Source organism: Paenibacillus sp. FSL H8-0537 (assembly GCF_038051995.1).
Classification (GTDB): Bacteria; Bacillota; Bacilli; order Paenibacillales; family Paenibacillaceae; genus Pristimantibacillus.
Genome location: NZ_CP150290.1, coordinates 446,950 through 468,798 on the forward strand (window position 1 = coordinate 446,950; position 21,849 = coordinate 468,798).

The 21,849-nt window shown below is 46.5% G+C and carries 14 protein-coding genes and 2 pseudogenes; 11 read left to right on the forward strand and 5 right to left on the reverse strand.

Annotated features, from left to right (window positions below):
- Positions 1-81: 81 nt before the first annotated feature.
- The 5 genes and pseudogenes from MHB80_RS01875 to MHB80_RS01895 all read left to right on the forward strand — a co-directional run bounded on the left by MHB80_RS01875 (position 82) and on the right by MHB80_RS01895 (position 6,786).
- Positions 82-1,431 (forward strand): extracellular solute-binding protein, encoded by a 1,350-nt coding sequence (locus MHB80_RS01875; RefSeq protein ID WP_341280574.1) that lies wholly within the window; start codon positions 82-84, stop codon positions 1,429-1,431.
- A 103-nt stretch (positions 1,432-1,534) separates the two neighbouring features.
- Positions 1,535-2,401: a sugar ABC transporter permease gene (locus tag MHB80_RS01880; protein ID WP_341280575.1), complete on the forward strand. Its 867-nt coding sequence runs from the start codon at positions 1,535-1,537 to the stop codon at positions 2,399-2,401.
- On the forward strand, positions 2,398-3,225 hold the full coding sequence (locus MHB80_RS01885) for a carbohydrate ABC transporter permease (protein WP_341280576.1): 828 nt from the start codon (positions 2,398-2,400) through the stop codon (positions 3,223-3,225). The genes MHB80_RS01880 and MHB80_RS01885 overlap by 4 nt, the downstream gene beginning before the upstream one ends.
- Before the next feature lie 40 nt (positions 3,226-3,265).
- On the forward strand, positions 3,266-6,208 hold the full coding sequence (locus tag MHB80_RS01890) for a family 78 glycoside hydrolase catalytic domain (protein WP_341280577.1): 2,943 nt from the start codon (positions 3,266-3,268) through the stop codon (positions 6,206-6,208).
- Positions 6,209-6,283: 75 nt separating this feature from the next.
- A pseudogene (locus tag MHB80_RS01895) lies at positions 6,284-6,786 on the forward strand (serine hydrolase domain-containing protein).
- 143 nt (positions 6,787-6,929) lie between these two features.
- Here MHB80_RS01895 and MHB80_RS01900 read toward each other — a convergent pair.
- On the reverse strand, positions 6,930-7,103 hold the full coding sequence (locus MHB80_RS01900) for a hypothetical protein (protein WP_341280578.1): 174 nt from the start codon (positions 7,101-7,103) through the stop codon (positions 6,930-6,932).
- A 308-nt stretch (positions 7,104-7,411) separates the two neighbouring features.
- Between MHB80_RS01900 and MHB80_RS01905 the strand changes: the two are divergent.
- Positions 7,412-8,941: pseudogene (locus MHB80_RS01905) on the forward strand (spore germination protein).
- 15 nt (positions 8,942-8,956) lie between these two features.
- The gene (locus MHB80_RS01910) at positions 8,957-10,141 is read left to right on the forward strand and encodes a Ger(x)C family spore germination protein (protein WP_341280579.1); all 1,185 of its coding nucleotides are present in this window, start codon (positions 8,957-8,959) and stop codon (positions 10,139-10,141) included.
- A gap of 19 nt (positions 10,142-10,160) precedes the next feature.
- On the opposite strand, the gene MHB80_RS01915 is transcribed toward MHB80_RS01910, so the two are convergent.
- The 4 genes from MHB80_RS01915 to MHB80_RS01930 form a co-directional block, all read right to left on the reverse strand.
- A complete protein-coding gene (locus MHB80_RS01915) occupies positions 10,161-11,258 on the reverse strand; it encodes an endospore germination permease (protein ID WP_341280580.1) in 1,098 nt (365 codons plus the stop codon).
- Between the two features lie 216 nt (positions 11,259-11,474).
- A complete protein-coding gene (locus MHB80_RS01920) occupies positions 11,475-13,556 on the reverse strand; it encodes a serine hydrolase domain-containing protein (RefSeq protein WP_341280581.1) in 2,082 nt (693 codons plus the stop codon).
- A 205-nt stretch (positions 13,557-13,761) separates the two neighbouring features.
- Positions 13,762-14,700 carry an alpha/beta hydrolase gene (locus tag MHB80_RS01925; RefSeq protein WP_341280582.1) on the reverse strand — a complete coding sequence of 313 codons (939 nt, stop codon included), beginning with the start codon at positions 14,698-14,700 and terminating at the stop codon, positions 13,762-13,764.
- A gap of 170 nt (positions 14,701-14,870) precedes the next feature.
- Entirely contained in the window at positions 14,871-15,962 is a 1,092-nt protein-coding gene (locus MHB80_RS01930) for a GntR family transcriptional regulator (RefSeq protein ID WP_341280583.1), read from the reverse strand.
- A 403-nt stretch (positions 15,963-16,365) separates the two neighbouring features.
- Between MHB80_RS01930 and MHB80_RS01935 the strand changes: the two genes are divergently transcribed.
- From MHB80_RS01935 to MHB80_RS01950, 4 genes are all read left to right on the forward strand, one after another.
- The gene (locus MHB80_RS01935; RefSeq protein ID WP_341280584.1) at positions 16,366-17,982 is read left to right on the forward strand and encodes an FGGY-family carbohydrate kinase; all 1,617 of its coding nucleotides are present in this window, start codon (positions 16,366-16,368) and stop codon (positions 17,980-17,982) included.
- 2 nt (positions 17,983-17,984) lie between these two features.
- Positions 17,985-18,680: an L-ribulose-5-phosphate 4-epimerase gene (locus tag MHB80_RS01940; RefSeq protein ID WP_341280585.1), complete on the forward strand. Its 696-nt coding sequence runs from the start codon at positions 17,985-17,987 to the stop codon at positions 18,678-18,680.
- A 42-nt stretch (positions 18,681-18,722) separates the two neighbouring features.
- Complete coding sequence (gene araA, locus MHB80_RS01945) at positions 18,723-20,147, forward strand: L-arabinose isomerase (protein ID WP_341280586.1); 1,425 nt, start codon at positions 18,723-18,725, stop codon at positions 20,145-20,147.
- A gap of 883 nt (positions 20,148-21,030) precedes the next feature.
- On the forward strand, positions 21,031-21,786 hold the full coding sequence (locus MHB80_RS01950; RefSeq protein WP_341280587.1) for a class I SAM-dependent methyltransferase: 756 nt from the start codon (positions 21,031-21,033) through the stop codon (positions 21,784-21,786).
- Positions 21,787-21,849: the final 63 nt, after the last annotated feature.

Here is a 21,849-nt window from a genome sequence, read left to right on the forward strand (position 1 = left end):
TAAAGGGCGTTTCCTCTCTACAATAAGGATATAGAAAGCTACTTATCAGCATCAGCGACAACGAACGAGGGGGAACGAAACATGAAGAATATGAAGCTTAAATCGCTCGCAATGACGGCAACTGCACTTGTGCTTACCGGAACGCTTGCGGCATGCGGCGGAAGCAATTCCGGCAGCAATACGGGTACGAATGCGGCGGCTGGTGGCGAAGGCGGCAATACAGAGAAGAAGGTAACGCTCTCGCTGCTGGTTGATAATACGCAGGATACGGTCAACTTGGCGAATGCTTACGTCGACGCTTTCCAGAAGAAATATCCGAACATTACAGTGGAGATGGAAACAAGGCCGGGCGGCGGCGAAGGCGATAATATTGTGAAGACCCGCCTGGCGACAGGCGATATGACGGACGTTTTCTTTTATAACTCGGGATCTTTAATGCAGGCATTGTCTCCAGAGAAAAATATACTGGACCTGACGAATGAAGCGTTCATGTCGGACGTCGTGGATTCCTTCAAGCAGACGGTTGCCGTGGATGGAAAAGTGTATGGGGTGCCGACCTCTTCCACGATTGCTGGCGGTTGGTTCTATAATAAGAAGATCTATTCCGACCTTGGGCTGAAGGTGCCGACGACTTGGGCTGAGCTGATCGCGAATAGCGAGAAAATTAAAGCGGCAGGTATTTCCCCTGTCATTGGTTCCTACAAGGACTCATGGACCTCGCAGCTCGTTGTGCTGGCTGATTATTACAATGTACAGGCACAGGTACCAACGTTCGCAGAGGATTTTACCGCCCATAAGGCTACTTTTGCAGGCACACCCGCTGCGCTGAGAAGCTTCGAGAAGCTGCAGGAGCTTTATGATAAAGGCTTTATGAACAAGGATATGCTGGCGACAACTTATGATGCTGGCCTCAAAATGCTTGCTGATGGCAAGGGAGCGCAATATCCAATGCTGTCGTTCGCATCGCCATCGCTTGTGCAGAACTTCCCGGATGAGATTGAAAATATCGGATTTTTTGCCCAGCCTGGCGACGATGCCTCGAAAAACGGATTGAGCGTCTGGATGCCGGGAGCAGGCTACGTTTATAAGGAAACAAAAAATGTGGAGGCAGCAAAGCAGTTTCTAGCATTCATGGCTTCTGTAGAAGGGACAGAGGTTGCGGCTACGGTCTCGAAGCCAACCGGCCCTTATCTGATCAAGGATGCGAAGATTCCAGACGATGTGCCAACGCTGGTGAAAGACATGCTGCCGTATTTCGAATCGGGAAAAACGGCGCCTGCGCTTGAGTTCGTTTCCCCAGTTAAAGGACCGAGCCTGGAGCAAATTACCGTTGAGGTTGGCGCAGGCATTAAGAAGGCAGCGGAAGGCGCGGCTGCTTACGATAAAGATGTTGAGAAGCAAGCGAAGCAGCTTGGACTGGCGGGCTGGTAATCTATTGCTTGAATAGTAGTAAAAAATAGATAGAGAAGTTCGGCCCTGCTTGCAGGGCCGCTTTACTTCAAAATATACGCTTGACAGTGTAGGAGTGATAACGATGAACAGTATTTTTAAACGAACCTACTCCTATTGGTTCCTGCTGCCTGCAGCCATCATTTATTTTATTATTTTCATCCTGCCGACGATTATGTCCTTCTTCTTCAGTATGACGAGATGGACGCTGTCGGATTGGGAGTATATCGGATTTGAAAATTTTATTACGTTTTTTCAGGAGCAGTCCTTAAGCATTGGCTTTAAAAATACACTGATCTACGCGGTCGTTACCTGTACGCTCAAGGTTGCGCTGGGACTGCTGCTAGGCGTATTGCTAACCTCGAAAATTCGGACCAAAAGCTATTTGCGGTCTGTCATATTTTTCCCAACCTTGGTGAGTACGATTGCTGTTGGTATTGCCTTCAGCATGATGATGCACCCGACACAAGGTGTCATTAATACAGCGCTTGCCGCGATTGGCATTGAGGGGCCAGATTGGCTCGGCGATACGAGAATCGCTCTGCTGTCGGTCGCTATGGTCGATGTGTGGAAAGGCTTAGGCTTTGCCACTGTCATTTACATTGCCGGTATTTTGTCTATTCCCGCGGAATATTATGAAGCCTTGCAAATCGACGGCGGCAACAACTGGCATAAGTTCTGGAACATTATTGTGCCGCTGAGCCGTCCAGCTACGAACTCGGTTATTATTTTAGCCTTCATCGGCGGCCTGCGCTCCTTCGATCTGGTGTGGGCGATGACCAAGGGCGGCCCAGGCTTCACGACCGACTTGATCGCGTCGATCATTTACAAGCAGTATCAAGGCGGCTTCTATGGCCTCGCTACTGCGGGCAATGTGATTTTGTTCCTCGTTGTGACAGCGCTTGCCTTCCCGCTCTATACGTATTTGAACCGCAAGGAGGTAGACCTGTGAGAAAGATCAGACAATGGGGCTTTGAAATCGGTGCCGTCTTGTTTACGATTGTCGTGTTCTGGATTCCGTTCTACTTCATATTGGTCAATTCGGGCAAGGACGCGAAGGAGTCTTCGCTGCTCACGATGTCGTGGGCTTCGAATAGTCAGTATTGGGAAAATATCAAAACCGTCGTTATGGCCCGGGATTTCATGCTGGTTCGCGCCTTCATCAATAGTACGGTGCTGACGGTGGCCTCAATCGCTATTTTGATCGTACTGTGCGCCATGGCGGGCTATGTGCTGCAGCGCCGGACAGGAAAGCTATCTCCCTTGTTCAACTTCCTGATTCTTGCCGGGCTTATCATTCCACCAGCAATTGTCCCGACGATCTGGGTCATGGATGGGCTTGGCCTGTTCAAAACGTTGATCGGCCTTATTTTAATCGAGGTCGCGCTGGGCTTTCCGTTCGCGGTTCTGCTTTATAAAGGCTTCATGAGCGGCATTCCGCGTGAAGTGGATGAGGCTGCCGTTATTGACGGCGCTGGCGGCCTTCGACTGTTCTTCGGCATTGTTTTGCCGCTGCTCCAGCCTGTGACGGCAACGGTAGTCGTATTGTCCTCGGTTACCATCTTCAATGATTTCACGAACCCGCTGTATTTTCTACCGGGCTCGGACAATGTGACGGTGCAGCTGACGCTCTATAACTTCCAGAGCCAGTATGTGACGCAATACAATTTGCTGTTCACGAACATTTTGCTGATTACGATTCCGCCGCTGCTGCTCTTTATTATTTTTAACAAGCGTATTGTATCCGGCATGACGGCTGGTTCGGTTAAAGGCTAACGTAAAATTAATTAATCTATAGTAAAAAGGGGATAGCTACATGTTAAATGTTCATTCCGCAAGCTGTGAATATAGAGGTGCCCTGCTGGGCACGGACATCACAAAGCCGCGCTTCAGCTGGATGCTGGAAGCAGCAGGGCGCAGAGGAGTCCGCCAAGCCGCTTATCAGCTGCAAGTGGCGGAGGCACCGGGCGGCTTCGAGATAAGCCTTTGGGATACGGGCCGGGTCGAAAGCGAGCAATCGCTTCATATTCGTTATGGCGGCCCTGCGCTTGCAGCCCGCGCCGCTTATCGCTTCCGGGTTAGAGTATGGGATACAGCAGGAGAAGAGTCGCCTTGGAGCGAGGAGGGCACCTTCGAGCTTGCCCTTGCTGGCGGGGCGGACTGGCAGGCAAAATGGATTACGCCGGATACGTCTGCTATTGCGGCAGACGCGGCCCCAGCCTATTTGCTGCGCCAGACCTTCGATGTAAAACCAGTGGGCATCCTGTCCGCCCGGGTATATGCGACTGCGCTTGGCGTGTATGAGCTGTACTTGAATGGCGGCAAAGTATCGGATGATTTGCTCGCTCCCGGCTGGACCAGCTATCACACCCGTGTGCAATATCAGACGTATGATGTGACAGCGGGGCTTAAAGAGGGCGCGAACGGTATTGGCTTTATGCTGGGCGATGGGTGGTATCGCGGCGGATTAGGCTTTGAAGACAAAAATTTCATGTACGGCGACAACCGAGCCGCGCTGCTGGAGCTCCATATCCGTTATGTAGATGGCACGGAAGAGATCATAGCGACGGACAGCTCATGGCAAGCGGCGCTTGGTGCGATTCAGTATTCAAATATTTATCATGGTGAGACGTATGATGCGCGCTTGGAAATCCAGGGCTGGAGCGAAGCCGATGGAGCAGGAGGAGCAGATAGAGCGGAAGCTCAAAGTGATGCGAAGCTGGCAGCTGGCAGCTGGTCGGCTGTGCAAGTGCTGGATCTGCCATACAGTCAGCTTGTAGCACAAGAAAACTGGCCGACTAACGTTACCGAAGTCATCAAGCCGATCTCGTCGTTTATTACACCGGCAGGCGATCATGTGCTGGATTTGGGTCAAAATATCGTCGGGCGCATGAGATTTACCGTCGAAGCGCCGGAAGGAACGCAAATCGTTCTGCGCCATGCAGAGGTGCTGGACAAGGATGGAAATATTTATTTCGGCAATCTGCGTCCTGCGAGGCAGACGCTGACCTATATCGCGAAAGGCGACGGCATGGAAAGCTATGCGCCCCATTTTACCTTTATGGGCTTCCGTTATGTGCTTGTTCAGGGCTTTCCAGGTCAGGAGGCAGGTGTTCCGCTGCCGGCAGATGCTTTCCAAGGCGAGGTTATTCACTCCGACATGCCTTCATCGGGTGAGTTCGAATGCTCTGACGAGCGAATCAACAAGCTCCAGCAAAATATCCGCTGGGGACAGCGCGGCAACTTCCTCGATGTGCCGACGGATTGTCCGCAGCGCGATGAACGGCTGGGCTGGACGGGAGACGCGCAAGTATTTATTAGCACGGCGTTGTTCAACTTCCAAGGAGCACCGTTTTTTGCAAAATGGCTGCATGACCTGAAGGCGGAGCAGCATGAGGATGGCGGCATTCCTTTCGTTATTCCTGACATTGTTGGCGGAGCCAATTCAGCGGCCTGGGGAGACGCTGCGGTCATTTGCCCATGGACGGTTTACCAATATTATGGTGATGAGCGGCTGCTCTCCGAGCAGTATGAAAGCATGAAGCGATGGGTCGAGTACATCCGGGCACAGGGCAGCGAGGAATATTTATGGAATACCGGCTTTCATTTCGGGGATTGGCTTGCGCTCGATGCGAAGGAGAACAGCTATATTGGCGCGACTCCAACGGCATTGGTTGCTACGGCCTACTATGCCTACTCCACGCGCATTGTTCGTGATGCAGCGAGGGTGCTTGGCCATGACGAGGACGCCCAGCGCTATGGCGAGCTGCACAGCCACGTAATCGCTGCGTTCCGCGACGAGTTTATGACCAAGAGGGGGCGTATCGCTTCACCGACGCAAACCGCGCATATATTGGCGCTTATGTTCGACTTGGTGGATGAGAGTGTGAAGGATCGGGTAGCGGAGGACTTAAACAACCTGATCGTCGAAAATGACTATCACCTGACGACCGGCTTTGTGGGCACGCCGTATTTATGCTTTGCCCTGTCGAACAGCGGCTATCATACGACGGCGGTTCGCTTGCTGCTGCAAGAGAGCTATCCGGGCTGGCTGTATTCGGTATCGAAAGGCGCGACGACGATTTGGGAGCATTGGGACAGCATTAAGCCAGACGGCTCGTTCTGGAGCGACGACATGAACTCGTTCAACCATTATTCCTATGGCGCCATCGGCGATTGGATGTACCGCAAGGTGGCGGGGCTGGACATGGACCCTTCGCAGCCTGCCTTCAAGCATATTCGAATTGAGCCGTTGTTCGGATCGACCATGCTGACCTATGCGAAAGCCTCTTACGACTCTGTTTACGGACGGATCGAGTCGGGCTGGCGTGTGGATGGCAGCCGTATTGAGCTTCAGGTTGTCATTCCGGCGAATACGACCGCAGATATTATTTTGCGGGGAGCGACGCTCGCTGGCACGACAGAAGGCGGGACCTCGCTTGAAAATATAGCGGGCATCGCATCGGCGGAGGAAACCGCAGCTGGCTTGATTATCCGTGCCGGCTCGGGTACGTACCAGTTTGCCTATGAAAGTGAAGGCTTATTCCGCTCACAGTACAGCGCCAAGACGAAGATGAGCGAAATATGGATGGATGAGCGGGCGATTGCCATTGTGAGCCGGCATATGCCAAATCTGTTCAGCGGCGCACAGGCAAACATTGCTAAGCCGTTCTCTCTTCAGCAAGTCAGCGAAAATGGCATGTTCCGTATCTCCAAAGAGACGATTGACCAGGTGCTTGAGGAGCTTGCGGCGCTGTAGTTGTTGGAGGGCCATGGTGTTGTTCCGCTGCTCTATACACCAGGCACCGAGTGGAAATATTCCATCGCGACAGATGTGCTGGGAGCAGTCATTGCAAAGGTAACGGAATCAACGCTCAGCGAGGCTGTGCATTCCCTAGTGACAAAGCCGATTGGCATGACCGACACCGATTTTATTGCAGTGGATCCAGGTAGACTGGCTATTGCATATACCGATGATAGTCCAGAGCCGAGGACTTTATTCGACTGCTGGAAACTTTGCGTAAAGGAGGAGCGCCTCTGCTGCCGGAGACTCTGGTTCGTGAGTTGACTACCAATCAGATAGGGGATTTGCCAATGGCTTATTGGCCAGGGCGAGGTTTTGGTTTAGGCATCACGTTGCTCAAGGATCCCATTGCGGCAAATACACCGGAATCACCGGGCACATGGCGCATGGACGGCACCTACGGTCATTCGTGGTTCGTTGATCCCAAGCAGCGGCTCAGCGTCGTGGCGTTTAGCAATACTGCACTGGAAGGCATGTCGGGCCAGTTTACGGTTGACCTTTGTGAAGCGGTTTATGACAGCATCAAAAAATAGTCATTCAAAGAAAGCTAGCTGGATTAGTCGGTTTTCCGGAAATTAAAAGGAGTAAAGCAGCCTCATTAAGGTTGCTTTACTCCTTTTTGCTGATTATGGGGAAAATTCGCCATGCTGCGACGTTCAAGCAGCTACATTGCTAGTTAAATTTCATTTTTTGAAATACCATTTAAACTCGGAACGTAATCGTTAGCTTTATTGCTTGTCAACGTCTGAGCTTCTTCCGTTAAATGATCGTCATTTTGTTGATTGTTTTTCTTATCTGCACGATTATTTGAGCGGTCCAATTTGGGATCAGCGCTATTTTTTGGCATCATAATCACCTCCATTTTTTCAAATATAGTATGAGAAGGCAGCTTGAATTTTATCCCAAGTTCTTCTCATGTCTAAAACAAACGGATTTGTTGTTGGAGAGGCGTCATAGCCGTCTCCCATAATCAATGGAAGCCAATCGTTTACGGGAACATCGGCTAGGGCCATGACCAAAATAATGAAAAAAATATAAGTAGTTTTATTTGATGGTATTTGTTCACATAATCGGAGAGGTATCTGTGAATAATTATTAGTGACCATTATCAACTCCGCCGAATAATAGTTCATCTAAAAATTAAGAAGGTGATCTGCAGTGTCAACGGAATCGAAGGACCTCACTTCTCCACCTATTCCATTCGAGAGCGTCAGCGACAGACTCAATGAGAATGAAGAAAGACTGAAAGAGAAGTTCAACTATTGTTCAGACGTTATCTTTCGTCCTGTTCATTTAGAGGGAACGAACAAAGCGTTAATGATATACATAGAAGGACTGGGCGATATTAGCATGATGGATCAATTGATCGTGCAGTCGATTCTCCTTCATGGTTTGTCCGTGGAAGCAGGAGATGCAGCGCCCTCGGAACAAATGAGCACAAAACCGGAAATCAATACTGCTGAGATCAAGCGCCTTTACTATATAGAAGATGTTGTCCAAGACATTCTTAATCCAAAAGTGGTTATTTTGCTGGATCACGTTAATTTCGCGTTAAGCGTTGATATTCCTGGCCCAAAGCATCGCAGCATAGATGAGCCTTCATCAGAGCCAGTTGTGCGAGGACCCAGAGAAGGATTTGTCGAGGCCATTCAAGTAAATACGAGTATGCTGCGGAGAAAAATAAAAAATAGTCAATTGAAAATGGAGTATGTTAACATAGGGCAAATTTCTCAGACCAAGATCGCAATTTCTTATTTGGAAGGGATAGCTGATGAGCATATTGTCCAAGAATTGCGCAACAAAGTTAAAGGCATCAAAGTTGATTCCATTTTGGAATCGGCCTACATTGAAGAATTTATCGACATGTACCCCTTCTCTCCTTTTCCAACTGTACAAAATACAGAAAGACCAGATGTTGTAGCCGCGAGTTTACTTGAAGGGAAAGTAGCTATTTTTACAGATGGAACACCATTTGTATTAATTGTTCCATTTACCTTTTGGGCAGGGCTGCAAAGTGCAGAAGATTACTATAACCGATCAGTCTATTCCACTGCTATACGTTTAATCAGAATTGTGTTTTTAAGCAGCTCGCTATTCCTCCCATCGCTATATGTAGCCATTGTTAATTTTCATTTTCAGATGCTTCCAACCAGTCTGTTGTTGACGTTTGCTACAGCCAGAGAAAACGCACCGTTTCCTACTGTGGTGGAAACGTTCATTATGGAAGTTGTATTTGAGGGCTTGCGAGAGGCTGGTATTAGACTGCCAAAACAAATAGGCTCCGCCGTGAGTATCGTGTGAGCTTTAGTTATTGGTCAGGCAGCTGTACAAGCAGGGGTGGTATCCGCCCCTATTGTTATTGTCGTAGCAGGTACGGGCATTGCCTCTTTTACTATACCGCGGTATAACATGGGTCATGCCCTGCGACTGCTGCGGTTTGTATTATTGGTTTTAGCCGGTACATTAGGCTTATATGGAATAGCTATGGGAACGATTGCTATATTACTTCATTTGGTCAGCTTGGATTCCTACGGTACACCTTATTTTACACCACTGGCTCCATTCCAAAAAAAAAGCTTTACCGATTTATTGTGGAGAGCGCCTCGCTGGGCAATGATTTTCCGACCTGGAAAGGGCGCCAAGTCACGACGTACAGCAATAGGCCAAAAGCCAAAAGCAGAAAACTAAAGGTGGATTTGCGATATGAGAAAAATAGTACAAACTATGCTTTTAGGCTTATCGCTGCTTCTTCTGCCAGGCTGTTGGGACAATAAGGAGCTTAATGATCTGGCTTTAATGTTGGGGAATGGCGTAGATTTAGATGAAAATGGAGTATATGTTCTGAGCAGTCAATTTGCCTTGAGTACAGCAGCGCAAACGGGAGCCAACCCACAAACGCAAAGCTTCTTTACCGAATCTTCAAATGGGGATACGATTAGCAAAGCCTTTGATAACATGCAGTCCAAAATTACAAGACAGACGAGTAGGGGGCAGCGTCGGAGCATCATATTCGGGGAAAAGATGGCTAAAAAAGGGATTAAAAATATTATGGATCTCTCCACCCGAAATCCAGAGACACCTTTAAGAACAGAAATTCTTATTGTAAAGAATGGAACAGCACAAAGCCTGCTGAGAAGCACAACGCCATACGATAGCCAGACCCAGAGAGAATATTATAAACTGCACCAGATTAAAAGCGAGGTTCCTGACCTCACGTTAATGAATCTCCTTAAGGCTGTTAACAGTGAATCCATGGGTGGAACCATCATTCCTGCAATGGAAGCCTTGGTCGAAAGATCAAATAAGAAAGGAGAGAACAATAAAAGAAATACATTTCGTTATGCCGGCGCAGCAGTGTTAAACAATAATTTAAAGCTTGTAGGGTTTCTTAACAATGATGAGGCGGGAGATACACGTTGGATATTAAGAAGACCACAAAAACAATCCATCACCAGCTTTATCGACAAAGGGAAGGGTTATATCACTGCCGATATCAATAAAATGAAAACTAAAATCACCACTACTTTTGGAGAGAAAATTTCAATTCATCTTCAATTAAGTGGATCTATGGTCATTCGTGAGAATAATACATTATTTAATTTATTAAAAACAGACAACATCTCCATTATCGAACAAGCGTTGGAAAAAGAGCAGGAGGCTCGAATAAATAAGCTAATCAAAAAAACTCAAACGAAGTTTAAAACGGATATTTTCAATTTTGGGGATACGATATTCCGTGATCATCCAAAGAAATGGAAACGATTGCAGAAAGACTGGATAACAGAGTTTCCACGTCTGGATGTAGATGTTAAGGTCAAATTGCAAATTAAACGGTTTGGTTTGACAGGAGGGGCTGTGCAATTGAAACAAAAAGAATTACTCGATTGATGCTTAAGTTCACAAACATTCATTGTGATTTGTTTGTTCGTGTTCGAATATAAGACACTATAAATAGGATGCTTGGAAACACTAAGAATAGTGGAACCCAAACAAACGGAGTTGTTCTTTCGATAGCAAGAATATAAATGTGTTCCGTGATGTTGGTGGACACTATAAATCCCAACACCATGACAATAACGGCTGAAGGCCAAATAAGCGGTCGGTAGCTCTCCATGCGCAATAAAATTTGTATAGCTGTTAAAGCGGCAAAAACCTTGATGAACAATTTAATATAAGCTGTACTGATGAAATAAACGACCACAAAAGCATTAATGTTGGTGATAAACCCACTTATATTGACCAGCCCTGTCAGAGAATATAGCGGATAAATATTTCGCTTGAACAAAACATCGTCAAAAGTAGCTATAGCCATCAAATCAGAAATGATAAAAAATAAGGTAACAACCGAAGTCGAATAAATGGTCACTTTCCAAATGCGCTCCTGTCGATGAGCAAGCGGCCACAACATGGCCAGAGCGATCGTTTCTCCGTAGGTTTGGCTTATTCCTTCGGGGAACACTGCTTTCATAACAGGTAGCCACCCATCCCACAACATAGGCTTCAAATACTTAAAATCAAGAATTTGAGAAAATATCAATAAAATAATCTCGATAACAAATAGAATAAAGATAATCGGAACTAATACTTCCCCCAGTCTTGCAATATTCTGAATGCCGAGATATAGGCCATACACAACTACAAAGATAAAAACAATCGTAATAATATAGGGGGGTGTATTGGGCAAAAGCGTGGTGGGAATTAAATCTCTCAGGTCCCCAACGATACGTCCTGCATCGAATAGAAATATACAGGGATACATCAAAGAAATCGGGGTCCCGATCCATTTTCCGAATTGCTTAGGATACCATTCTACTAAGGAAAGGCCCGAATTCATCTTCATCAGACCGATATAAATACTGATAATACCTAATCCAATGATTCCCGAAATTAAGGTTACAATCCATGCATCTCTGCCTGTAGAAGCAGCAAAGCCGAATATAATCGTTGTCCCCAATTGAAATAAAACAGTGATCGTAAATAACTGATAGCTGGAAATTTTACTCAAATTAGTTCACCCTGCTCCTTATCACATAAAAGAATAAATTTAATTCCCCTTTATCATTGTGATCATCTACCAGAGTATTTAATCTTGTGAAACCTTTTTTGCTGCTTCGAAGCCTCCGTCAATAGTAAAGCTTAGGGCTTAAGTATATATGCTAAAAAAAGACTGTCCTTAAAGTCAGTCATGACCTTAGAGACAGCCGCTTGGCAAGCTCGTATTTTACTTTTTCAATGAAATATCAAACGTAGAGCCGGCCTCGCCTGCAAATACAATGCTGCCGTTCTCCGGCAAAATGACCTGATTATTATCGCTGATCACGGTATGATTAATGCAAATACCTGCTTGATTATATACAGCAAAGGAGCCATTTGAAGGCAATTTAACCGTCATAACCTTTCCTTTGTCCTTCGCTGAAACGGAATACCACTTGGCTTCGCCGTCCGCTTGGATCGTTACCCGGGATTGTTTACCCGAATAGAGTGGTTTTACAAGCTCCTCATTCGCGTAGACGTTGCCTGCTGCCGTAAAATATTCGACTCCGTTCTTCTGAAAGAAATTAATTTCCATCGTGTCACGGCCATCCATGACAGGGAGTTGCAGCTGGTTAACGGCTTTGTTTGCTCCAATAATTTTATTATCCAACACATACCCTGGAACCTCTTTAATAGTCTGAAAAGGTATGATAGGCGTCGAATTGAGGTAAACTGTGGATGTATATTTCCCGCTCACCAAATAATATTTTTGGCCTTCACGCTGCGCCCATGCGTCAGCTACGTCTTTGGATAATGGATTTTCTTCGAGCTTTTCAGCGTTATACTCGGAGATGGCCGTTTGACCGAGCCCTGGCACTGATAGATAAAAGCGGGACCACAAATAGGTACGCCCATTTTTCTCAACAACGAATTTCAGCTTTTCTGTACCTTTATCGTTTACAAACGAACCATCAGCCGTATACGTATAGGTTTGGGCAGGATTGTTCGGAGCCGTAACCGAGGCTACAGACAATTCGCCCCCGGGATTTATTTCTACCTTCATAATCTTACCCGAACCGCCACCATAAATACCCGCATACTGGGATACTTCCTGCGGCATATCTGCCTTAATAGGCACGCCATAAGATTTCTCCGATTTCCGCTCTTTAATCACGCCCTTCTCCTGAAGGACGCTAAGCAGCAGTTCATTCGCGATTAATTGGTCTAATGCGCTTGAGCCACCTGAAGAAATAACGGCGGCAGACATATTGTATTCAGGCAGCACCACTAAGGATGAATGATACGAAATCGTGTCTCCACCTTTCGAGAGTGCCTTAATGCCGTACTCGTTGAAGGGGAACAAGCGGACACTATCCCAGCCTAACCCGTATGCGAGGTAGGAGGGATCGGCTTCCTCCGGCCACATGCCGCTTCTATACTCCTCTTGTGCCATAGCCTCTACCGATTTAGCAGAAAGAACGCCCTCGACCTGTCCCGTGAAAATTTGTGAAAAGGCAGCGAGGTCTTCGGCTGTGGAGTAAATGCCTCCCGTTGCAATCATATTATAATTCTCCTGTGGAAGCTGTCCCTCATATATAGGGGAATAGATTCCAGCCAGCGCCGCTTGATCGATGTGATCCTGCGGTGTTTTCGTATGGTTCATGTCTAGAGGCTCTGTCATATATTTGTGAATAAATGCTGTAAAGCCCATGCCGCTAACTCTCTCTACTAGAATCTCAGCTAATGTAAAACCATCGTTGCAATAGACCGAAAAGGCTCCCGGATCTGCCTTTAAGCTTTGCATCGCCAATTGCTCAAGGAAAGTATCATGTGCATAAGTATCATTATCCCCATATAAGGTTGCATTGCTGCCCGTAGTTCCGAGGAAGCCGGAGGAATGATTCAGCAGCATGCGCGGAGTAATCTGCGTGTAGCGACTGTCCGCCATTTTAAAGTCAGGGATATAGCTCACAACGGGCAAATCCAAATCTACCTTGCCCTCGTCTACAAGCTTCATAACAGCCGCCGTGAGAAACATTTTGCTCGCAGAACCGATGCCGTATATCGTATTTGAGGAAAGTGGAATCGCATCCTCGCTATCATTTTTGCCTGCATGCCCTGAAATCGTAATTTCTCCATCATCAATGAGCGCATATTGCACGCTTGTAATGCCGTAAGTTTCGGTCAGCAGCTTGGCCTTCTCAGCAGCTATTTTCTTAGTCGCCTCAAAAGCATGATTATTGCTATTCGCAGCAGCCATTGCAGTCATTGGAGACAGCATCGTCAGCGCGAGGGTGACAGCGACAATAGAAGTTCGTTTCACTCGCATCTTCCCCTATCTTAATTGGTATATTTAGCCGCCTTAAAGGGCCGCTAAGGAAAGCTTATATGACGGGGATGTCCTCCCCGTGACGTCAATATGAACGGAGTATGAATAAGTGGTGAAAAAAATGCCATGGCGTCATATGCAAGAAAGCTTGCATACATTGCCATGGCATGGAGATTAAGCCGTCAGGGGACGGCTTTCGGCCGGTTTACCTTGTTTCTTCCATAAAAGCCTTAAAGTTTTCAGCAATCTCTTTGGATTTGGTATGGTGCAAATAATGTCCGCCTTCAAAGGTCATCACTTTTCCATGCACAGAATCTTTGACTTGCTCTTCATGCAGCGGTACCCAGGTTGGAATGCCTTCATTGTGAGCTTGGATAAAGAAAATAATAGGAAGCTCTTTAGGGAAGGTTAAATGCTCAGCTGCTTTAAAGTTAGAAGAAATATTTTTCATTTCACTTAGCATTGTGGGACTATTGCTGTTCTTGAGAGAAAGTAGGGTCAGCTGTTCTTTTGTTGCCTCATCATAGGGCAGTCCTTCATAGGGGTCGGGGCTTACTTTCATGACCAATCGAAGAAAGCCAGATTGTTTGAGAAGCTTAAACGTTGTTACAGGGAGTGCAGCGTCCATGCCGGGTTGTGTTGGAACACTGCTATCAATGCCGGCAAATGCGCTCACTTCACTTGTATATTTGTTGGCATATTCGATTCCGTAAATGCCTGCAATGGAGTGGCCCATAAGAATGTAGCGGTCGATATTAAGGGCTTGCAGCGCTTCATGGAGTTCATTTACTATATTTTCTGTCGTACGCTCTTTATCCGTACCATCACTTAATCCATAACCAAAAGGTTCAACCGCAACTACTTTGTAATAAGGCGAAAGCTCGTCAATTAGCGGTTTGAAATCGAGCGCTGGTGCTGCTGTACCATAACCCGGCAAGAGCACGATGGTTTCTTTACCGTCCCCTTGAATCAGCACATTCATCTTTTTCCCGTCTACGGGTACGAGCTGACCATAGGCTTGTATTTTTCCTAGTTCAGATTTGCTGCTGACCTTATTCACTATAAACACAATGGCGATAAAAACGACGATTGCTATAACAATTGCTGCTAATATTTTAAGTAAAACCCTAAGCCATTTTTTCATAATCGTATCTTCTCCTGTCGTTATCTGGATAGTAGGCTGCCTTAACCGACTGCTAATGTAAGCTTATATGATGAACATGTCCTAGCGATGACGGCAATGTGAACGGAAGATGAACGAGTGAAAAAATGCTGCAAAAGCAATTGTGGTTCAAAATAAAGTCCGCTGCCTTATTACTCCACTTCAATCTCTTTTACGGTTTCGCCTTCAACTAACACGGGTTGGTAGTAGGTGCTCACGGGCAAGTCTTTTTTTCCTTGTATATTTTTAATGACCCAGTCCGCTGCGTCTCTTCCCATTTGTTCTTGGGGGTGCGTCAGAGTCGTTAGCTTGATATTTGCGTTTTTGGCCATATACGAATTGTCTTGACCAATGATGGATAGTTCATCTGGAATAGATATTTCCAGTTTTCTACAGGCATGTACGACTTCCAGACCTACCTCGTCATTGTAACAAACAAGCGCAGTCAGAACATCCCTATTGTCGCTTAGGAACTCCTCCAAGCCCGTGGAGAGGTCCGGCTTCGTCGCCGTATCGAAGGAAAGCACCTGCTCGGGGTGAAACCGTAATTTGGCTTCCCCAAGCGCCTTGATATATCCCTTCATGCGATATTTCCCTTGTAGATCATCCATTTTCGCAATAATGCCAATTTGGGAATGTCCTTTAGCAATCAGCTCCCGGGTTGCGAGATAGCTGGACTGCACGTCATCCAAACAGAAGAAAGGGACCTCCAGCTCTTCATAGTAGGCGTTAATCATGGTGAACGGAACCTCTTGCTCCTTGAAGGACAGATAGTAAGCGATATTGGGGTTGTATAAATTGCTTTTGGTTGGCTCAATAATAAGACCGTCCACGCCATAGGACAGCATCATCTCGAGCGCCTTCTTTTCCTGCATAATATCATTATTTGTACTGGCTAACAGCAACGAATAGTTATCTTCATTTAATCGACCTTCTATGCCACGGATAATAGAGGGGAAGATGTAATCCGAGATATAGGTCGTAATGACGCCAATCGTTTTTTTTGCGGCATTTCCGCCCGATCTGGAGCGGTATTGACTGCTGACATACGTCCCAGAGCCCTTCTCGCTTCTTAGAAACCCTTCGTTGGACAGCTCCAAAATAGCCTTTCGAACCGTCTGACGGCTAACATTATAGCTGCTCTGCAAAGCAGACTCGGTAGAAATTTGCTCTCCTGCTTTGTAAGTGCCCGACAGGATATTGCTTTTTATATCATCAATGATGATCTGATACTTTGGCTTCACACAATCCACTTCTTTCATCGTTGTTCAGAAAGTTGTACGTACACATTCTAACATGATTCGCAGCGAATGAACATGCAGTATCATTTTTCGCGAAATAAATGGTGTAATTCCATGCTTGTACGGAGATTTTTCACATGGGGAAACGTCTAATAAGAGGGCGCCAACTCTAGGGATTAAGAGGTGATGGCACCGTTGTTAGTATAACTATTAGTTGGTGTTGACAAATGTACGTACAAAAAATATACTAAGGCTGTCAGCAATGGAAAGCGCCTTCTTTTGATTGAATGGTTACGCTTCTCTCATGGAGTGAATCGTTTAATCTGAAGCAGCTATTATACAAATCTATATAGACCCGTTATTTGAGATTTCACACTCACTGAACAGAGAGGGGACTTGCGTGATCATGAGTCATGTAGAGTTGAAAGAAGCGATAGCTAAGGGAGAAACCTCGCTAGGTATCGAATTTGGATCTACGCGGATCAAAGCGGTATTGATCGATCATCGTTTTGAGACCATCGCGTCAGGAAGCTATGAATGGGAAAATCAATTAAAAGACGGATATTGGACATACAGCCAAGAGGATATCATTACAGGCCTCCAAACGGCCTATCGCGAAATGAAGCAAGAAGTGCAGCGCAAATACGAAGTCACCCTCAAGACCGTGGGTTCGATCGGTTTTTCCGCGATGATGCATGGTTATATGGCGTTCGACAGCTCGGGTGAGCTGCTTGTGCCGTTTCGGACTTGGCGCAATGCAACAACCGGCCAGGCAGCAAGAGAGCTGACGGACAAATTCCAATTCAATATCCCAGAGCGCTGGAGCATCGCCCATTTGTATCAAGCGATATTAAACAAAGAGGAACATGTGCCTCGCATTGATTTTGTGACAACTTTGGCCGGTTACATTCATTGGCTGCTAACTGGCAATAAAGTGATTGGCATCGGGGATGCTTCCGGTATTTTCCCTATTGACGAATCGACCCATGCTTACCATCCCTTGATGGTCAAGCAATTCGATGAACTGATCGCAGCGGGCGGCTATCCGTGGAAACTGGAGGAGCTTCTTCCTAAAGTCCACCGCTCAGGCGAGCAAGCTGGTGAATTAACCGAGGCGGGAGCCCGCATTTTGGACCCCTCGCAGGAGCTGCAGCCAGGCATTGCGCTTTGTCCTCCAGAAGGTGATGCCGGGACAGGCATGGTTGCCACCAATAGCGTGAGAAAACGTACGGGGAACATCTCCGTAGGAACCTCCGTTTTTGCGATGATTGTACTCGAGAAGGAATTGTCCAAGGTGTATCCGGAAATCGATATGGTTACGACGCCAGACGGAAGTCCGGTCGGCATGGTGCATGCCAACAACTGCTCCAGCGATATCAACGCATGGATGGGATTGTTCCGTGAGTTCTCTGTGGCCATGGGCTACGAAGCGGATAACGAAAAATTGTTCAGCGTGATGTTTAATAAGGCTTTGGAGGCCGACCCGGATGGCGGCGGTTTGCTCAGCTACGGTTATTACTCAGGCGAAAATATTACCGGAATTGAAAAAGGTCGTCCGCTATTCGTTCGCTCGCCTGAGAGCAACTTCAATTTGGCTAATTTCATGCGTACCCATCTGTTCACTGCTTTCGGAGCACTTAGGCTGGGCATGGATATTTTGACCGAAAACGAGCAAGTCGCCATTGACAGCATTTTGGCTCACGGCGGTCTATTCAAAACCCCTGTCGTCGGACAAAAGATGGTAGCAGCGGCGCTGAACGTTCCAATTTCGGTCATGTCTACAGCCGGTGAAGGCGGAGCTTGGGGAATGGCGCTTCTAGCTTCTTATTTGATCAACAAGGATCAGCAGGAGAGCCTGGACGACTTCCTCGAGCAGAAGGTCTTTAAAGATGTTGAAGGGCAGGAGATTGCTCCGGACCCATCTGATGTGTTGGGTTTTGAAGTATTTATGGAGCGCTACAACAGTGGGCTGGCTATTGAGCAGGCTGCTGTAGACCATCTGCTGGAGAACGGGAGGAACTAACGATGTTAGAACAGCTGAAAGAAGAGGTATATGAGGCGAATCTAGAATTGCCGAAGCATGGACTCGTAAAATTTACATGGGGCAATGTGAGCGCAATGGATCGGGAAAGCGGTCTGTTCGTCATCAAACCGAGCGGAGTCAGTTATGACAAGATGAAAGCGAGCGATATGGTCGTTGTCGATCTCGATGGCAATGTAGTTGAGGGAAATCTAAGACCTTCCTCCGATACCGCAACTCATGCCGTCCTGTATAAGCATTACCCAGAGATCGGAGGTATCGTACACACTCACTCCACTTGGGCAACGATCTGGGCACAAGCAGGACTTGATGTGCCGGTAATGGGAACGACGCATGCGGACACCTTTTATGGAGCTGTTCCTTGTGCACGTTTCCTGAATCAAGGGGAGATTGACCGGGGCTACGAGGCTGAAACGGGACGTGTCATCATCGAAACGTTTGAGCAGCGTGGGCTGGATGTCATGGCCATTCCGGCCGTCCTGCTCCATGGTCATGCACCGTTTACTTGGGGCAAGGATGCGAAATCGGCAGTTGTGAACAGCGTCGTGCTGGAGGAAGTTTGCAAAATGAATTTGTATGCGCGGCAATTGAATCATTTCGCGAAAGAGCTGCCGCAAGGCATTTTGGACAAGCACTATTTGCGTAAGCATGGGAAAGACGCCTACTACGGGCAGAAGTAATCATTTTATCCACTATTAAATTTAGAAAAGAGGATGATTGTAATGACAGTAACATTAGCTAAACAGTTTTGGTTTGTCGTAGGTTCTCAAAACCTGTATGGGGAAGAAGCATTGGCCGAAGTAAAAGCAGACGCACAGAGAATGACGGATGCATTGAATGCAAGTGGTGTGCTGCCTTACCCGCTTGTATTGCAGGACCTGGCTATCAGCGCCGATAAAATCACAAGCATGATGAAAGAAGTTAACTATCGCGATGAAGTGGCGGGCGTCATTACGTGGATGCATACGTTCTCGCCTGCAAAAATGTGGATTCGCGGAACGAAATTGCTGCAAAAGCCGCTGCTTCACCTGGCAACGCAATACAACGAAAGCATTCCTTGGTCCACAATCGATATGGACTTCATGAACCTCAATCAGGCTGCTCATGGAGACCGCGAATACGGCTTTATCAATGCCCGTCTGAAGAAGCAAAATAAAATCGTCGTAGGCTACTGGGAACGTCCTGAGGTGCATCAGCAAATTGCCGACTGGATGGATGTAGCTGTTGCCTATAACGAAAGCTTTAACATCAAGGTGGCTCGTTTTGGCGACAATATGCGCAACGTAGCCGTAACGGATGGAGATAAAGTAGAAGCCCAAATTCAGTTCGGCTGGACGGTGGATTATTACGGCATCGGCGACCTCGTACAATACGTGAATGCCGTTACGGAGCAAGAAATCGACGATCTGATGGGACTGTATGCGGAGCTATATACATTTGATTATGGCACGAGCAGCAAAGAGTCTTGGGAAGCTAGCGTAAGAGTGCAAGCGAGCTATGAAATCGCCATGAAACGCTTCTTTGAAGAGAAGGGCTACAATGCCTTCACTACGAACTTCGAGGATTTGCATGGCATGAAGCAGCTTCCGGGTCTGGCTGTCCAACGACTGATGGCACAAGGCTACGGCTTTGCCGGCGAGGGCGACTGGAAGACGGCCGCGCTTGATCGCTTGCTGAAAGTGATGAGCCACAACCAAAATACAGGCTTTATGGAGGATTACACATACGAGATGGCAGCTGGCCAAGAAGCTATCCTGCAATCTCATATGCTTGAGGTAGACCCGACTTTGGCCAGCAACAAGCCAACCATCATCGTTTCCCCATTGGGTATTGGCGATCGCGAAGATCCAGCGCGTCTCATTTTCGATGGCAAAGCTGGTGAAGGTGTCGTTGTTTCCATGGCTGATTTCGGCACACATTACAAGCTGTTGATTAACGAGGTTTCCGCATTCGAGCCAACAGTTCCAGCTCCTAAGCTCCCTGTAGCTCGTGTGCTGTGGAAGGTGAAGCCGAACTTCCAGGATGGCGTCAAAGCTTGGATTGAGAATGGCGGCGGCCATCATACGGTCGTTTCCTTGAACCTGACGACAGACCAAATCGTGACTTATGCTAAATTGGTGAACCTGGAGTACGTTATTATCAAGTAACATCGCTATTCATTCAAGCAAATAAGCTTTTTCCTTAAGGCCGGGGGTGATCCTCCGGCCTTTTTCTTTTGCTCTAGGATGTGTATGCAAACGGGAGCCCTTCTGCTGCTCCTTGTTTAGTGATTATTCGAGGCAAATCTCCTCGGACCATTTAAGGCTTAAGGAACCGCAGCATATAATTGATGCTGAGAGCACAGTTGCAGTGAGCACTGTGGCAGTGAGCACTGTGGCTTAGACTCCAGTTGTAGAGAATACTGTGGCTGAAAATACGCGGATTTGGAAGCGGATTCCTTTTTTTGGCGGACTGAGTTTCCGTTATTCTGGCTTTTGATTCCCTTTCGAGCCGTAAGCAGACAGGAGATTCGCTATTGCCTTCATAATCCTCTCAAAATGACGATGAGGAGCGCATTAGCGGCCCCTGAGTCCGCAGCCGCTGCCGTAGCCCATGATTCGATTAAAATAGCGGCTTCTGTGTCCACCAAGTCTGTCTATATGTCTTTGTGCAGGGAGCAAGCCTCAGAAACGAAGAGCATGAAGCAGGCTTCTGGTACGTAGGTTCACTTTTTTATATTTATAGGTTGTACCATTCCCGGCAGTAGAGGGAAGACGTTTTAACGCTGGTTTTTATCGGAATCCAGCTCGCTTGCGTTTGCATACACGCTCTAGTTCATTATATTTACTGCTTGGGCAACTGAAGTTGGGGGCTGGGTATCCAACTGTTCATTTTCGGTAATAGGACAGCTGTGATTTTGGTGCAATATGGATTAAACGAACTGGAAGTTTTGTTTAAGCAGGAGTATGAAACAACAGGTGAACTTTTGTCGTCTTATAAGAATAGACTCAGATTTAGTTAATGTTATCCAACTACAGGAGGAGCATAGTGATGGACATAAAGCAATCATTTTCGAATCGAGTGAAAGATTATGTTAAATATCGTCCAACCTATCCTAGTGACGCAATAGATTATTTATATAATATTGTCAAACTTGATGAGAATTCGACCGTGGCTGATATTGGGGCAGGGACAGGAAAGTTATCTGAATTACTAGTTGAAAGAGGTACTCATGTTATCGCAGTAGAACCAAATCAGGAAATGCGAAAAGCTTGTATACAAATACTTGGACATGAATCCAACTTTCGTGCTGTGGCAGGTTCAGCAGAATCAACATATTTATGTGAAAATTCCGTAGACTTTATCGTTTGTGCACAAGCGTTCCACTGGTTCGATCGTACGGTTGCAAAAATGGAATTTACACGAATTCTAAAAGACCGTGGTAAGGTTATTTTAGTTTGGAATACACGTCAAACAAAAGGAACCCCTTTTTTAGAAGGGATAGAACATTTATTGCTTAACTATGGGATTGATTACTCTGAAGTGAATCACAAAAACATTTCGGAAGATGAATTGCAATTATTTTTTAAAGAAAATACGATGGAGAAGTCCGTTTTTAAAATGCAACAATTATTTGATTTTGAGGGTTTAAGTGGAAGAATAATGTCTTCCTCCTATACTCCTATGCCTGAACATCCTAACTACGGACGTATGAAGGAAGAATTAAAAAAGCTATTTAATCGATATGAGAAAAACGGGAAAGTAACTTTTATATATGAGACAGAGTTATATTGGGGAGAGATTTAATATTCACTTAGGGAGCTATCATGCTTATTGTAAGGAACAAAAATATTCTAGGAGTGTGGCATG